We start from the raw sequence: 15,015 nt of genomic DNA on the forward strand, positions 1-15,015 counted from the left end.
AGAATTCATCATGCCCGGCTATTCCCAGCCTGTCGCCCGAGGGGCGAACTCTTTTGGTGCCATGCACTTTTTCCGACCCGGTTTCAAACTAAGCCCCTTGGCCTGCGTGCTGCAACTTGCCCTGGCCAGCGGTGCATTGAGCCTGGCAAGCTGGCATCCTCAAGCCCACGCCCAAACCATCAATAGTGCGTCTGCCAAACAACAAAGCTACAGCATTCCAGCGGGCCCCTTGAGCACAGCGCTGGCTCGCTTTGCAAGCGCATCCGGCGTACTGGTCGCTGGAGCCGGTGAGCTGGCCAGGGACAGAAACAGCCCAGGCGTTTCCGGCACGTTTTCGCCCCAGGCCGCGCTGGATGCACTGTTGGCCGGTACTGGCCTGACTGCTGTTGCCAGCTCGGATGGCAGCTACCATCTGCGCCAAGTCCCAGAGGCACCTGCCGGTGACGTCACCCAGCTGAGCACCGTAACCGTACGGGGACGACTCGATCCCAGGACCGAAGGCACAGGCAGCTACACCAACGCATCGGCAAGCTCGGCCACGCGCATGAACCTGTCCGCACGTGAAACCCCGCAGTCGGTCAGCGTGATCACGCGCCAGCGGCTCGACGACCAGGGTCTGCTCACGCTTAACGACGCACTCAAGCAAGCTACCGGCGTGAAGGTGCAGGAAGGCGAAGTGCTGGGCACAACCTATCAGATCCGCGGCTTCTCGCTGGATACGGCACAGCTTGACGGCGTGCCTGTCTCGCTGGGCGCAGGCGGCTCGGAAGCGGCCGCCGACATGGCCATCTACGATCGCGTGGAAGTGGTACGCGGCGCGGCGGGTCTGTTGCAGGGGGCCGGCAACCCGGGCGGCACGCTCAATCTGGTGCGCAAGCAACCCACCCGTGAATTTGCCGCCAGCGGCAGCGCGATGGTGGGATCGTGGAACAGCTATCGTGTGGAAGCCGACGTCTCCAGTCCACTCAACCACAGCGGTGATCTGCGTGGGCGGGTGGTGGCCGTGCACGACGACCGCGACTCCTTCGTGGATCACGTCAAGGAACGCAAGGAAGTGCTGTATGGCGTCTTGCAATACGACTTCACTCCCTCGATCACGGCCACCGTGGGGGTGGACCATCAGCGCACCAAGGGTACGCCCAACGGCACTGGCGTCGTCTTCTTTGACGATGGCGGCGATCTCGAACTGCCACGCAGCACTTACCTGGGTGCCGACTGGAACCACCGGGCCACCCGCAGCACCACCGTGTTCGGCGACCTGACCTGGGAGATGGACAACGGCTGGCAGACCAAGCTGTCGGCCAACCGCCAGCACTACGACGTAGACACGGTGTTTCTGTCCGCCTCGGGCGCGGGCGTGGACCGCAACACGCACCAAGGCCCACTCCTGAACTACGCACGAGCCAGCAGCCTGAACCGCACCCAGACCAGCGTGGACCTGTACGCCTCGGGCCCATTCTCCTTACTGGGCCGCAAGCATGAGCTGGTAGTAGGTGCGAACATGCGCCGCAATCCCACCGAAACCGACCAGGTGCCGCTGCGTGAATACGCCAGCATCCGGCCCGATGTCTTTAACTGGGACCCCACCTCGCTGCCTCCGCCCAATATTGGGCCCTATGAATCGCGCACCGCCACCACCACCAAGCAGTCGGGCATCTATACCGCTGCTCGTCTAAGCCTTGCCGATCCGCTTACCTTGATCGTGGGTGGTCGTTGGAGCTGGTGGGACTACAGCAGCGACAGCACCAATCTGCTCACCGGCGCCAACACGGCCTCCTCGAGCTACAAGGTCAGTGGCGAGTTCACACCGTACGCCGGTCTGATATTCGATCTGAACGATAACTACTCGCTGTACGCCAGCTATACCGACGTGTTCCGTCCGCAAAACGCCATCGATCGCAACGGCTCCTTGCTCAAGCCCATCGTGGGTGCCAACTACGAGGCGGGTATCAAGGGTGAATTCCAGGATGGCCGCGTGCAGGCTTCGCTGGCGGCCTTCCGTATCGAAGAAACCAACCGCGCCCAGACCGATCTGGACGGCCCCAAACCGTGCCCCTATACCACCAGCGACTACTGCTCGATTGCCGCAGGCAAAGTGCGCAGCGAAGGGATTGAGGCGGAGTTGACAGGTGAACTGGCCCCAGGCTGGAATCTGACGGCTGGCTATACCTACAACACCACCAAGTACGTGAAAGATGCGGCCAACCAAGGCAAGCCCTTCAACACGCGCACGCCAGAACATATGTTCAAGCTCTTTACCTCGTACCGCCTGCCCGGCTCGTTGCGCCAGTGGACAGTGGGGGGTGGCTTCACGTGGCAGACCAAATTCCTGTACGAGAACACGGCCGGCACGATCCGTATCGAGCAAAATCCTTACGCCGTGGCTGATCTGATGGTGCGCTACGACTTCACGCCCAAGGTTTCAGCCACCCTCAACCTGAACAACGTGTTCGACAAGAAGTACTACCGTTATATTGCCCACGAACGCGCCTACAACTACTACGGCGACCCACGCAACGTGATGCTGACGCTGCGCGCCCAATATTGAGGCTGAACGTGATGAACAAGGTACTCAAGCGCTCTGATCGCAGCGCTCTGGGTATCTTGTGGTCGACGATACGCTGCACTACGGCGCTGCACCAAATGCCATATTCAGGCTAGAGCGCCAGAAGTCATTGGGCCACGAACGGGCTAAAACAAAAAACGCGGTGTTTGCTGCCAGGGGCAGTGCACACCGCGTTTTTTAATAAAGCCATCAGCGGGCCTGATGCGGCCCGGTGACATTCAATCAGTTCTGGTCCGCAGGCGCGAAATCGGCCAAGTGGCAGGACAGGATGTCGGCAATGGCACGATCATCCAGGCCACGGGAGCGCAGGTCGGCGGACAGAGCGTCCACATCCACACGAGCCAGTGGACGCTCGGCACCACGAGGGCGGTCGTCGCGAACCACGCGGAAGTCGTAATCGCGCTGGGCGGTCTTGGCCACTTCGTAGTGCATGACTTCATCCACTTCGTTTTCCGGCGTGAAGGTCAGCACGGTAGGGCGCAGGGAATACAGGTCTTCGGAGTTCATCACGTATTCGGTTGCGCAGATGATGACGGTGTCGCCCTTTTGACAGGTACGGGCCGCCGCACCGTTCAGGACCACACAGCGCGAGCCGGGTTCACCGAAGATCACGTAGGTAGAAATACGGGCGCCACTGTCCTTATTCCAGATTTCCACAAACTCCATGGGTAAAATGCCCGCTTGTTCGCAGATTTCAGGATCCAGTGTGATCGAGCCGTGATAGTTCAAGTCGGCACCGGTCACCTTGATACCATGCAGCTTGGCACGGACCACTTTTTTCATGACAACACTCTCTAGAAACAGGTCCCCTGTAACGGACACCTAAGCTTGGCTAAAACGCGGCTTGCGCTGCGCCCTTAGCCCGATCAGGGCTGCGGGAAAGACTGCATCATAAACCCAGAAATGCGCGCAAATCCGTTTAGACCCACAGATTTGTACGGGAAAACCACAGCATCAATGATTTGCCTGACGGCCAGTCTGTGCTGTAATCCCCTCTGCCGCATCGCGCCGGTCTTTTTTATTTTCAATACGATACCGTTTTCCATGCCCAACCTGCTCATCGAGAATATTCACAAACGCTATGGTTCCCTGGAGGTCCTCAAGGGAGTCTCTCTCAGCGCGGAGCCGGGCGATGTCATCAGCCTGATCGGGTCCAGTGGTTCGGGCAAAAGTACGTTTCTGCGTTGCATCAACTTTCTGGAAACGCCCAATTCCGGCCGTATCGTCATCAAGGGCGAGGAACTGAAAACCCGTCTGGACCCCAAAACGGACGAACTGGTTGCGGTAGATAAACAACAGCTCAAGCGCCTGCGCACCAGCCTGGCCATGGTGTTCCAGCACTTCAATCTGTGGTCGCACATGACGGTGCTGGAAAACATTACCGCCACGCCCATTCATGTACAGGGCATGGACAAGGCGCAGGCCATTGCCAAAGCGGAGCTGTATCTGGACAAGGTAGGCCTGTCGCGCGATCTGGCCAAACAATACCCGGCCTTCTTGTCGGGCGGCCAGCAGCAGCGTGTGGCGATTGCCCGAGCGCTGGCGCTGGAACCTGAAGTGATGCTGTTTGACGAGCCAACCTCGGCACTGGACCCCGAGCGTGTGGGCGAGGTTCTGCGCGTTATGCAGAATTTGGCCGAAGAAGGGCGCACGATGGTGGTGGTTACCCACGAAATGAGCTTTGCGCGCAACGTCTCCAGCAAGGTGGTGTATCTGCACGAAGGTCAAATCGAGGAAGAAGGCCCGCCAGAAGAAGTGCTGGTGTCGCCACGCAGCCCTCGTCTGGCACAATTCCTGGCAGCGGGCGGTTCGTCCAAGAGCTAAGATGCCCGCCTACGGCGCGCAATACGGACTGACGGGTCTGTGACTGGCTATCTGCCCCTTGGGTCGGTCAGATCGTTCAGTCACCGAGCAATCGCGAAGCAGCAGGTTCGCCAAGCCTGCCAAGCTGCGACACGACGAAAACATCGAAAAGCCGGATCGCCGGGCCGCCGGATCGCCAGAACGCCAGACAGCCGAATGTATATCAACAGGTAAAACAGCCCAAAGACTTCGGCCACACTCTGAGCAGACATAAAACAAACGGCGCCTTTCGGCGCCGTTATGCATTTGCAACCATCCTAATGAAGCCGCCAACCAGCAGCTTCTGACTACAGCCCTGCTATCAGGACTTGGGACGTGGCATATCAAACAAGGCCAGGTCCGTAATCTCAAAGTAATCGCCAGGACCACCACCACGCAAAATCGGACGTGGGATCGCAGTGCGGTAAATGCCGTCCACGATGCTGTTGGGCGACACATGCACGCCGACCACTTCGCCCAGCACCATCCAGGTGTTCAGATCCTTGCCTTCCGAGTCTTTCAACTGAAAGTGCGTCGTCACCTTGCACTCCAGCGAGGCATGGCTCTCGCCCACGCGGGGGGCATCAATCAGGCGGGAATCCACAGGCGTCAGACCCGCGACTTCAAACTCGCGCACATCTTGTTCCAGGCTGGTCATGTTCATGGGTTCGGCCAGATCACGGGTAGCCAGGTTCCAGGTAAACACGCCGGTTTCAATTGCGTTACGCACGCTGTCTTTGTAGCCCACGCTGGAAAAAGCGATGACAGGCGGGCGATAGTTGAACACGTTGCAGAAGCTGTATGGAGCCAGGTTCAGCACACCTTCCTTGCTTTTGGTGCCAATCCAGCCGATGACACGGGGACCCACAATAGAACTGATCGGGTCGTGGCGCAGTCCATGGCCTTGTGTGGGTTCGTAGAAGTGAAAGTCTTTCTGCACGGTTCTCTCTGTTAATAAACACAACAAACTAAACGGGACTGCGGGAAATCCCGGTGGCCCACTGATATACTTTACAACTAAAATAAAGCCGCTGCAAACCGTTGAAACTCAAGGTTTTACGTATCCTTCCTGCCTTTCAGAACCATCTAGGCACATGAAACATGGAAAATAAGCCCGATCACTGGGCACGTGTAGCTTCTGCTGACCTGGAACACGTGCGCAAATCTGTCAGCGATATGTTCAAGTCGCACCAGCTCAAGCAGCTACGTGCCGATCAGACCCTGCAAACCCGGCTGCGTCACGCCCAGTTTGGTCAGGTCGCCTTGAGCCGCCTGGGCTATGGCGCCGACGTACACATACAACCTGATCACCTGGCCGGTTTCTACCTGGTCCAGATGCCCCAATACGGCACCGCCAAAATTCGCTGCGGTGGCCAAACTGTGGACTCCAGTCCCTACGCCGCCACGATCCTGAATCCCAACGAGGATGTGGACATGGTCTGGCACGCCAATAATGAGCAATTAATGCTCAAGATAGACCGCAATCTGGTGGAACAGGCTGCCCGTGGCATGGGCCTGGACGTAGGCCCGCAAGGTTTGCTGTTTCCGGTACGCCTGGAGGCGCATACCCAGCCTTCCTGGCAAATCATGCTGCGCTACGTGCTGGACTGTGCACGCAACTACGAGGACATTCGCCGCTCGCCGCTGATTATCAACCAGCTGGAGCAATTGGCGGTGACAACCTTGCTGGATCTGCACCCACCGACTCAGATTCAGGCCCTGAACCCCACTCGCATCCTGCCGCGCCATTTGAAGAAAGTAGCCAGCCATTTGCATGAGCAGGCTCATTTGCCGGTCACAATAGACGAGCTCAGTACCATTGCGGGCGTGAGCTCCCGCACCTTGCAGCAAGCCTTCCGAGACCACTACGGCGTCAGCCCCATGCAGTACCTGCGTCAGGTTCGTCTGGACCGTCTGCGCCACGAACTGATCCATTCCAACGAACCTCACCTGACGCTGGCCGACCTGGCCATGCGCTGGGGCTTTGCACACCAGGGCCGTTTCAGCGCCGAATACCGCAGCCGCTTTGGCGAAACGCCTAGCGAGACCCTGCAACGAGTGCGCGGCGGCCAGCACTAAGCTGACCGCCTCACCCGTCCTCTCACCCCTTCAAGATACGCTGGGCTGCCAGATAGCCGGATTGACCACCCAGGCCAGGGCCTGGATGCACCGACGCACCAATTTGATGCAGATTGCGCCAGGGCGTGGTGCCACTGCGCGCGTTCTTGTGTCCTGCAAAAGGACGCATGAAAAAGAACTGATCCGGTGAGCACACCCCGCTATACGGATCGCCCCCCACCAGATTCATGTTCAAGGCTTCCAGATCCGCCGGGCTGACACTACGACGCCCGATAATCTTGGCAGCCAGGCCAGGCATGACGGTTTCCAGACGGGCCTGAACGCGATCGGCCATCGCCTCGCGCACGGCTTCGTTCCAGCGTCCATCCGCTGGCACAGGAATCTCGCCCGCTTCATCGCCTTTGATGTGACGCGGCAGCTCCTGCATTTGTACCCATAGAATCCAGTGACCTTCCGGTGCACGAGTCACATCCACCGCTACCGGCTGGCCCACGGCCAAGGTCGGTTTGGCAGGCAGGTAGCCATTGCTGGCCGTGACCACCGAGGAACACACCTGCTCCATGCTTTCCGTCACATGCACCATAGGGACATGGCGCAGTTCCGGGTCAAGCCAGTCGGGCGGGGAATTCAAGGCAAAGTGTATCTGCATGCCACCGCGACCATAGTGATAATCCTGGGCGGACTTCAACAGCTCGGGTTCTACTTCCGGCAACAAATCGCCGTACAGCTGACCGGGCGTCACATTGCAGACCACCGCACGGCGGGCCAGATAGCGCTGCGTACCCACACACACGCCGGTGGCTTTATTGCCTTCCACCAGCACGCGATCCACATGGGAATTGGTCAGTACCGCCCCACCTGCTTCTTCAATAATGCGGGTAAAGGCTTTCACAATCTGATAACTGCCGCCTTTAACGACAGGCATACCGCCACTGACCACAGCACTGAACGTCAGCTTGCCGATCAGGGCCGAGCTGGCTTCATCCGGGCCCAAACCGCTATGCAGCACCCAGGGCGCAATCATGGCGCGGGCCAGGTCGCTGCGCAGTTCGCGCATGGCCCAGCGCCGAAAGCTTTCCAGCGCTTGCGAGCCAAAGGACATCAAGCCATCCAGACCCCGTTCGCGCCAGGCACCAAAGGCCAGTTTGGCCATGGGCCAACGGTAAGGCTCACCGCCCAGCAAGCCAAATACCAAACCGGCATCCGGGCCAAACATGCGAGCCGCCATGGCACCCAAGGCATCGCCTTCACCCGGCATCAAGTCATTGAAGCGACGTACGGTGTCGTCCATATCCTGACGCAAGGCCAGCGACGGGCCACCAGGAATGGCCAGACCCGTGCTGTATTCGCCTTTGACAAACTCCAGACCGGCTTTAGCCAAGGGTTCAGCCAAAGTGGCATAGGATGCACCGCCCATGAACAAGGGATACCAACTGGACAGAACATCATGGGTAAAACCGGGGAACAGCTCTTGCGTACGGATGCAGCCCCCGGCCACCGCATTGCGCTCCAGCACTGTCACCGACAAGCCGCGTTGGGCCAACAAGGCGGCACAGGTCAGGGAGTTCATCCCGCTGCCGACAATGACTACATCAGCGCTGTGCGCATCACTCATTTCAACGGTCTCCGCTAGGCGTGGTCAGGTTGGCGAAACGGCCACGGTGAAACACCGCAGGTTCGTGTTCGGTCAGCGTGGTGTGGCGCACCACACGGCCAATAAACAAGGTGTGGTCACCACCTTCGTGCTGACGGTAGTTCTCGCACACAAAGGTCGCCACGCAATCGTCCAGCAGTGGCACGCCTTCTTCACCATCCACATGCGAGACCAGCGAGAACTTGTCCTTGACCTGGGAATTGGCAAAACCCAAAGCCACGGGCACTTGCTCCTGGCTGATCACGTTGATCGCAAAGTGGCTGCACTTCTCGAAAATTTCCAGGCTGGGCGAGTGATTCACCAGGCTCCACATCACCAGGGGCGGCTCCAGCGACAGGGACGTAAAGGAGTTGATGGTCAGACCCACCGCCCGGCCATCGGGACAACGAGTCGTGACAATGGCCACACCCGTTGGAAAATGGCCCAGTGCCTGGCGAAACGCACGGCTATCGACCACATTCAGATTGGACGGTGTGGGTTTGGCGTCAGCGGCTGCCAACGCTTGGGCAGACACGGCCTGCCGCTGGGCAGCGGTTTGGGACGAGGAGTCTTGCAGCGTTGCGGTGGGGGTCATGATACGTCTCCTTGAATACTATCTATCAGGCAGCCACAGATTGGCTGCGAGTCTTCTCGATCAATGCCTGAGCGGCACTCAGATCTTCCCAGGCCGGGAACAGAACCGGTGGGTGGTTGAAACTGTTGGCCAGGAAATGAGCCAGGGCGGGCGATTGCTGAGCCGAGGTCAACAAGGCAAAAGAAGAGTCGGTTGGTGGCTTCAACATGGAGTTGGTCCAGCGCACCACCAGATTGGCGTAATCCCAGTAACGCTCGAACGTTTCCTGCATCCAGTTACGGTCAAACGCGCCTTCACCACGTTGCAAAATGCTGTCCAGATACACTTGGGCGGCTTTGGCGGCGTTGTTGGAACCTTGGCCGGTAATGGGGTCGTTCACGACCACGGCATCGCCCAGACCCAGCACCATGCGGCCCGAAGGCAGCGTCAGCACAGGTTTACGAACTGTGGGAGGGAAAGCACCGGACAGGTAACCTTGGGCGTCGGTCAGTTCCACATTACGGGCACGATCGCCTTCCCAAGGCAGGAATTCGCGCAGGAAAGAAACGCTTTGCTCCAAATGAGCTTCGGGCGTCTTGGCATCGCGGAAACGATCCAGTGGGCCACCGGGCACGCCTTCGAACACCATGATGTCGCAGGGTCCGGACAGGGTCAGCGAGGGGAACACAAAGTATTCGCCCACACCGGGGATGAAGTTAAAGGACACGCGCGAGTATTCAGGCGTAGGCTCCAGACCATGTACATAGGTCAGGGCCAGGGCGCGCTGAGGCTTGTCGTACATGGAACGCTGATCGTCACGCTCGAACAACTTGACCACTTCGCCTTTACCGGCAGCCAGCATGGTCAGGTCGTACTCCTGGGTGATGCGCTCCAGTTCGGCCACGCCCACATCTTCCATGATCAGCTTGCCGCCACGCTGCTCGAACAGTTCCAGCCAGTAAGGCATTTTCACGCGCTGGTCAGTTGCCTGGGCTTCACGATCCAGACGGCCGCTCCAGTCCACGGCTTTGGTGTCAGGCTGTTCAGGGTTGGGCAGAGCAAAGCCAATGCCTTGTACAGGCGGGCATTCGTCGTCCCAGAAATTCAGGCCCAGGCGACGCTCTACGTCCAGAGCCTCGGCAAACATGCACTGGCTGGACATCACGCGGCCACCACGAACATCGTCGGGGCTGCGGTTGGTGAAAACGGCTACGTCGTAGCCCTTGGCCAAAAGACCGAATGCAACGGGCATGCCAGCCTGGCCAGCGCCCACAATAGCAACTTTACGCATGATTTTTTCCTTCTGAGGGAGCTAAGGACACCACTGCGGCGGCGTCCTGGTTTTTCTTATTCAGCCAATTTGGGAATGGCGGGTACACCTTGCTCTGGGCCCATGGCCGAGTAGCCGCCATCAACGGCGTAATCGGCACCGGTCACGAAACTCGCGGAATCCGAGAGCAGGAAGGACACGACTTCGCCCACTTCCTGGGGATCGCCCACGCGGCCCAGCATGTGAAATGCCGAGGCCACGCGGTCGGTCTTGGCACGGTCACCGCCCGTCAGCTCGTCCATCACGCGCGACCAGATCCAGCCGGGCGAGACCGAGTTGACGCGAATGCCGTCAGGCGCAAAGTCCAGCGCCATGCTGCGTGTCAGTTGCAACAAGGCAGCCTTGGAGACCGGGTACAACCACCGCCCGGTTTGAGCAATCGAGGAGGAGATCGACGTGAAGTTGACGATGGAACCACCACGCGGCAACAAGGGACGCACCGCCTTGGCCGCCTGCACGGCGCTAACCAGGTTGATGTCCAGAGCCTTGAGCCAGTCAGCACGGCTGGACGCCATGCCTTCATCCAGATAGGAACAGGCCAGATTGACCAGACCATCCACACGGCCAAAATGCGCCTGCACCTGCTCGATGGCGGCATTCAGGCTGTCATCGCTGGTAATGTCCACTTCCCAGAATTTGGCTTTGGCGGCATCGTTGCCTACGGCTTTCTGGCCACCTGCGGCATCAATATCAAACACGGCCACACGTGCGCCGTAGCCCATCAGCACCTCGACCACACCTGCGCCTACACGCGTTGCGCCGCCGGTAACGATGACTACCTTATCCTTCAGTCCTTTCATGTCGCTCTCCTGCCGCGGGCCCTTAGAACGGAACCGCTACTTTTACAAAAAATTGTTTTCCTTCGGGACGGCCACGCACGCCCAGATCCTGCTGGTACTTGGCCGTAATCAGCAGACCCTTGTCATTGGCATAACGCAGGCTGGGACCAATGGCGAAGGCACGAGCCTTGCTGTCACCGGCCATGGGGCCACGGTCGCTTTCAATCTGTTGATAGGCGTAACCACCCACACCCAGCACCAGCCCATTGCCAAAACCCCAACCCACGGCGTAATCGGCGTGAATGGCTTTACCCGTACGGGTTTCGGTGTCGCTGTTGCGGAAGTTGAAGTCCACCATCATCTTCAAATCCAGGTTGATGCCGCTGGGCTGTATGTAGCTGAACGCAGCAGCGGGCTGAATGGCCCAGTAGTTGCGGCCCAGGTTGGCGCTGTCGGTCACTTTGTAGCGGCCAGTTGGGGCAACAAAGTCCACGCCCAGGATGTAGTGCATCTTCTCGCTGGGGTGAAAGCCCAAGGCCGGACCAAAAACCACGTCACCCAGACCGCTACGGCGCTGGGACTGACCGGCGGCCTGTGCCTTGACGGTCAGCAAGGGAGCCAGGGCGTGGAACGCCAATTGGCCGCCAAACACCTGCTGGTCCGTCACCCAGACCAGACGCGGCGCAACCATTGCCACATCGACCTTGAAGTCAGGAATAGGCAACTTGTCGCCGTTCTTGTCACGCACCGAGTCGTAACGCATGGCACCGCCGTACATCAGCAAGTGCACTCCGGGTGGCGGCAGGGCACCACTCATGAAGTTTTCCAAACCATCGGGATAAATAGGCAGGCCGTTGCCTTCAATGGCACAGACCGGGCCGGCGCCCAATACCCCTGCACCCAGAACCACTGCTGCTATTTTTTTATTGATGTCCCCCACGTCCGTTCTCCTTTTGTTTTTTAGGTATGACGATGGAGCCAATGGTAGAAGTGCTCTTTTTGTCGGTATATCCACTTTGCGCAGCGCCTAGCCAATAAGCGCAAGAAGCCGCAAAAGCAGGGAAAACCCCGATTTGGTTTAGATTTAAAGGATGACGATCAGTAAGGCCGTTAAACGCTGTGTTTCAACGGGTATATGAGATAATTCCTCGCTTCCCGCCCAGTAAATAATCAATATCACCTGGGCCTGAACACCCAGGACGGCGAGCGATGTGTAATACCGTCGTCGTGGACCTGGCCACAAACACGCCGCTTCATCTCGATGAGCCCAACTCTCTCTTTTGCTGAATCCCGATTCAGCCAGCCCCTGCTCGGCCACCGTTTTGGTGCCTGGGCCTTTATTACTTTTGCGGTGCTGGCCCTGATGGCTACGTGGGCCATTTATTGGCTCACCCCCATGATCTCGGACGACTTCAATTACGCCAACAAAGGCATTGCATGGACGTCGATCAAGCAACATTATCTGCAATGGAGCGGTCGTCTGGTCTCGGATACGCTCTCCAGCGCCATGCTCACGCTGGCTCCGGGATGGCTGAAAGCCACACTGAATACAGCGGCCCTGTTTGGCCTGATCACGGTGCTGACAGCACTGGGGGCCCAACTGGCCGGACGAGCCTTGCGCCCGTCTTTACTGCTGCTGGTGTTCACCTTGTATTGGCTGGTCAACCCCCATCTGGGGCAAACCACATTCTGGTTGGTAGGCGCCGCCAACTACCTGTGGCCCAATCTGTTCAACTTCGGTTTTGTGCTGGCCTTTATTTACTACTTGCAAAAGGGCAAGCCCTCTGTGATCACAGGCTTGGCGCTCTGCCTTCTGGGCCTGCTGGCCGGTTGTTCCAATGAAAACACCGGCATTATCAGCTGGTGTTTGCTGGCGTATCTGGGCCTAAGGCACTTTCAGCGCACAGGTTCGCTCGGTTCATGGCATCTGGTTTGGTTGCTCTGTATGGGGCTGGGAGTCGCCGTGCTGGTCCTGGCGCCAGGCAATCAAGTACGCGCAGAGGTCTTTGCTCATTGGTATGACCAGCCTTTGTTATGGCGCATTGGGGAGCATTTTGGTCGTCGTTTCCCGGACGCCCTATTGCGGTACTGGGGGGTGATCCTAGTGATGCTGGTTTGGCGTTTTGCCATAGGGCCTGCGTCTTCTGAATCTGTACGCCGGGCAATGTGGCTGCTCATTGGCGCATCGCTTCTGGCCAATGCCATTCTGGTTCTGGCACCTAATATCCCCAAGCGATCCTTGAATGGCGGCTTGATGTATCTGCTGGTGGCCTTGTCTATTTACGGACATGATTTATTGGCGCAAGGGCAACGCGCTATACCCATGCAGCGCAACCTGTTAGTAACCTTGGGGGCCTGCGGCACGCTATGGCTGGTGTCCAGCGGATTAATGTTGCGCAGCTATCACGGCACCTGGGAGCAGGATCAGGTACGACGCGCTATCTTGGCCGATGCCCACAAGCATCAGCGTCATCACGTAAAACTACCCAAGTATTTTTTCCTGCCCACGTTGCGTTCGCGGGATCGCTTCGATATGCACTTTGACCCCAAAGCCATGGCCCGATACTTCCGGAGCAAGGCGGTGATCAATGAATATGCCGTCAATCAGCACTATGACCTGGAGACGGGGGCACCACCGCCCACGCCTTAAAGCTTGAGGACTTGTGCATTTCCTCCGCTGCAAGCCGCTTCAGGCCCTGGGGGGTCTGGCAGGGCGAGTCAGACTACTTGCCGCAGGCAAGGGAGAGCGTAGGGATGCAAGCATCCTGCTGTTTGAGCCGGACGCTTGTACTTGGTCCGGGGGACCAAGTACCCGGCGAGTTCAGGATGCGCCCGTAGCTCTCTCTTGACCAGGGCACCGGTGCGCCGCACCGGCAAGTGGTCAGCCCTGCCAGACCCCCCAGGGCCTGAAGCGGCGTTTTACAGGGAGAAGCGTCCACAATGACTACAGCAGCAACCCGGCTGCCTATCCTTTGCCCTCACAACAGCCCCTCCCAAAAACATAAAAAAACCCCGCTCTCCCAAAGGAAAGCGGGGCCAAGACTGTAGTGTGTCTCTTGCTGCGTATTACTTGGCAGCGCTCAGCTCTTTGATCTGCTCGCGGAAGTAGGCCAGAGCGGCTTTACCGTCAATGCCCTTCTTGTCAGCCGCTTTGATCCAGTCTTCTTCAACAAAGGCCAGACGCTCTTTCATCTGGTCTGCTGCTTCACCCTGGATGCGCAGTGTTTTCAGGCCAGCTGCTGTGTGCTTCTCAATGGCTTGCTGTTCGGCAGCCTGCCATTTGGAACCGAAGTCGTTGGCAATCCATTCGCCGCTGATTTTCTCGATAGCAGCACGGTCGGCTTCCGACAGACTCTTCCACTTGCGCTCGTTCATGAACATGTACTGGCTGGATTTGCCAAAGCCACCTTCCACGGACACCGCGGTCTTGACCAGCTTGTCCAGTTTCCAGTTGTCCAATTGGTCGTACTGGAAGTACATACCATCGATCACACCACGCGACAGCATTTCGTAGCTGTCCGATGCAGGCGCGTTCACGGTCACGATACCCAGCGCTTTACCGATGGCATCAAACAAGGGGCTAGGCGAGCGCAGCTTCTTGCCTTTCAAATCGTCAATGCTTTGCACATTGTCCTGGCTGGTGAAGATCACGGTGGCAGGGCTGGTCCACATACCCAGCAGTTTCACGCCCCTGTGCTCGTTGGCACCCATCATGAATTTTTCGTAGGTGCGCCAGTAGGCAACCGAGTTCACTCCGCCATCATCCGTGGTGAAAGGCAGTTCAGCAAATTCGATCAGCGGGAAGCGGTTAGCCGTGTAGCTGTGTACCGACATGCCCATATCAGCAATACCGTTACGCACCAGATCCAGGTGAGCCTGCGGCTTGCCCAAGGCGTTGATGAACTCCACCTTCACGCGACCTTCCGTGGCTTTTTCCACTTCCTGGGCCCAGGGCTCGAACATATTGGTCACGATGAAGTGGCCTGGAGGCATCCACTGGGAAAAACGCAAGGTGGTAACTTCAGCCGCAACCGAAGGCATGGTCGGTGCCAGGGCTGCTGCAGCCAGGCCCAGGCTCAAGGCCAATTTTTTGAAAACACGCATCTCGACTCCTCGTAAATTATTTTGCTGCCGGGCCACTACAGCCCGGCGTCTTGGCCACTTGATGGGACGTTAAGCAGGTCCTGGACCTGCACACCCGGCGGCTTTACT

The 15,015-nt window shown here is 58.4% G+C and carries 13 protein-coding genes; 4 read left to right on the plus strand and 9 right to left on the minus strand.

The features are described from left to right. Positions 1-10: 10 nt before the first annotated feature. Entirely contained in the window at positions 11-2,548 is a 2,538-nt protein-coding gene (locus D0C27_RS12350) for a TonB-dependent siderophore receptor (protein WP_170978577.1), read from the plus strand. Between the two features lie 240 nt (positions 2,549-2,788). On the opposite strand, the gene panD is transcribed toward D0C27_RS12350, so the two are convergent. Both panD and D0C27_RS12360 read right to left on the minus strand, forming a co-directional pair. Next, entirely contained in the window at positions 2,789-3,349 is a 561-nt protein-coding gene (gene panD, locus D0C27_RS12355) for an aspartate 1-decarboxylase (protein ID WP_083055170.1), read from the minus strand. 83 nt (positions 3,350-3,432) lie between these two features. Then, positions 3,433-3,612, minus strand: a complete 180-nt coding sequence (locus tag D0C27_RS12360) for a hypothetical protein (RefSeq protein WP_137431092.1) — start codon at positions 3,610-3,612, stop codon at positions 3,433-3,435. Between D0C27_RS12360 and D0C27_RS12365 the strand changes: the two genes are divergently transcribed. Further along, entirely contained in the window at positions 3,611-4,390 is a 780-nt protein-coding gene (locus D0C27_RS12365) for an ABC transporter ATP-binding protein (protein WP_088451587.1), read from the plus strand. The genes D0C27_RS12360 and D0C27_RS12365 overlap by 2 nt on opposite strands. Before the next feature lie 340 nt (positions 4,391-4,730). Here the strand turns inward: D0C27_RS12365 and D0C27_RS12370 are convergent, their stop codons facing one another. Further along, positions 4,731-5,348, minus strand: a complete 618-nt coding sequence (locus D0C27_RS12370) for a flavin reductase family protein (RefSeq protein WP_035269337.1) — start codon at positions 5,346-5,348, stop codon at positions 4,731-4,733. A 161-nt stretch (positions 5,349-5,509) separates the two neighbouring features. Between D0C27_RS12370 and D0C27_RS12375 the strand changes: the two genes are divergently transcribed. Then, on the plus strand, positions 5,510-6,487 hold the full coding sequence (locus D0C27_RS12375) for an AraC family transcriptional regulator (RefSeq protein ID WP_137431093.1): 978 nt from the start codon (positions 5,510-5,512) through the stop codon (positions 6,485-6,487). A 22-nt stretch (positions 6,488-6,509) separates the two neighbouring features. On the opposite strand, the gene D0C27_RS12380 is transcribed toward D0C27_RS12375, so the two are convergent. Genes D0C27_RS12380 through D0C27_RS12400 form a run of 5 tightly spaced genes read right to left on the minus strand, consistent with a single transcriptional unit; the run spans position 6,510 to position 11,734 of the window. Further along, the gene (locus D0C27_RS12380; protein ID WP_060186596.1) at positions 6,510-8,102 is read right to left on the minus strand and encodes a phytoene desaturase family protein; all 1,593 of its coding nucleotides are present in this window, start codon (positions 8,100-8,102) and stop codon (positions 6,510-6,512) included. A gap of 1 nt (position 8,103) precedes the next feature. Then, positions 8,104-8,715 carry a flavin reductase family protein gene (locus D0C27_RS12385; RefSeq protein ID WP_042484910.1) on the minus strand — a complete coding sequence of 204 codons (612 nt, stop codon included), beginning with the start codon at positions 8,713-8,715 and terminating at the stop codon, positions 8,104-8,106. A gap of 25 nt (positions 8,716-8,740) precedes the next feature. Then, positions 8,741-9,985: a styrene monooxygenase/indole monooxygenase family protein gene (locus D0C27_RS12390; protein ID WP_009461224.1), complete on the minus strand. Its 1,245-nt coding sequence runs from the start codon at positions 9,983-9,985 to the stop codon at positions 8,741-8,743. A gap of 56 nt (positions 9,986-10,041) precedes the next feature. Further along, on the minus strand, positions 10,042-10,824 hold the full coding sequence (locus D0C27_RS12395; protein ID WP_035269344.1) for an SDR family oxidoreductase: 783 nt from the start codon (positions 10,822-10,824) through the stop codon (positions 10,042-10,044). A 22-nt stretch (positions 10,825-10,846) separates the two neighbouring features. Beyond that, positions 10,847-11,734 (minus strand): SphA family protein, encoded by an 888-nt coding sequence (locus D0C27_RS12400; protein WP_137431616.1) that lies wholly within the window; start codon positions 11,732-11,734, stop codon positions 10,847-10,849. 330 nt (positions 11,735-12,064) lie between these two features. On the opposite strand from D0C27_RS12400, the gene D0C27_RS12405 reads away from it, so the two are divergent. Continuing rightward, positions 12,065-13,453, plus strand: coding sequence for a DUF6056 family protein (locus tag D0C27_RS12405; RefSeq protein ID WP_137431094.1), 1,389 nt, complete (start codon positions 12,065-12,067; stop codon positions 13,451-13,453). A gap of 416 nt (positions 13,454-13,869) precedes the next feature. Here D0C27_RS12405 and D0C27_RS12410 read toward each other — a convergent pair whose 3' ends face one another. After that, positions 13,870-14,907, minus strand: coding sequence for a TRAP transporter substrate-binding protein (locus D0C27_RS12410; RefSeq protein ID WP_063689941.1), 1,038 nt, complete (start codon positions 14,905-14,907; stop codon positions 13,870-13,872). Between the last annotated feature and the right edge of the window lie 108 nt (positions 14,908-15,015).

The sequence above is a fragment of the Alcaligenes faecalis genome, from assembly GCF_005311025.1.
Classification (GTDB): domain Bacteria; phylum Pseudomonadota; class Gammaproteobacteria; order Burkholderiales; family Burkholderiaceae_B; genus Alcaligenes; species Alcaligenes phenolicus.

What these genes read in the sequence shown, in the direction of transcription:
- panD (WP_083055170.1), bottom strand. Translation starts at nt 3,349, where the DNA reads ATGAAAAAAGTGGTCCGTGCCAAGCTGCATGGTATCAAGGTGACCGGT.
- D0C27_RS12380 (WP_060186596.1), bottom strand. Translation starts at nt 8,102, where the DNA reads ATGAGTGATGCGCACAGCGCTGATGTAGTCATTGTCGGCAGCGGGATG.
- D0C27_RS12395 (WP_035269344.1), bottom strand. Translation starts at nt 10,824, where the DNA reads ATGAAAGGACTGAAGGATAAGGTAGTCATCGTTACCGGCGGCGCAACG.
- D0C27_RS12390 (WP_009461224.1), bottom strand. Translation starts at nt 9,985, where the DNA reads ATGCGTAAAGTTGCTATTGTGGGCGCTGGCCAGGCTGGCATGCCCGTT.
- D0C27_RS12385 (WP_042484910.1), bottom strand. Translation starts at nt 8,715, where the DNA reads ATGACCCCCACCGCAACGCTGCAAGACTCCTCGTCCCAAACCGCTGCC.
- D0C27_RS12405 (WP_137431094.1), top strand. Translation starts at nt 12,065, where the DNA reads ATGAGCCCAACTCTCTCTTTTGCTGAATCCCGATTCAGCCAGCCCCTG.
- D0C27_RS12365 (WP_088451587.1), top strand. Translation starts at nt 3,611, where the DNA reads ATGCCCAACCTGCTCATCGAGAATATTCACAAACGCTATGGTTCCCTG.
- D0C27_RS12350 (WP_170978577.1), top strand. Translation starts at nt 11, where the DNA reads ATGCCCGGCTATTCCCAGCCTGTCGCCCGAGGGGCGAACTCTTTTGGT.
- D0C27_RS12360 (WP_137431092.1), bottom strand. Translation starts at nt 3,612, where the DNA reads ATGGAAAACGGTATCGTATTGAAAATAAAAAAGACCGGCGCGATGCGG.
- D0C27_RS12375 (WP_137431093.1), top strand. Translation starts at nt 5,510, where the DNA reads ATGGAAAATAAGCCCGATCACTGGGCACGTGTAGCTTCTGCTGACCTG.
- D0C27_RS12410 (WP_063689941.1), bottom strand. Translation starts at nt 14,907, where the DNA reads ATGCGTGTTTTCAAAAAATTGGCCTTGAGCCTGGGCCTGGCTGCAGCA.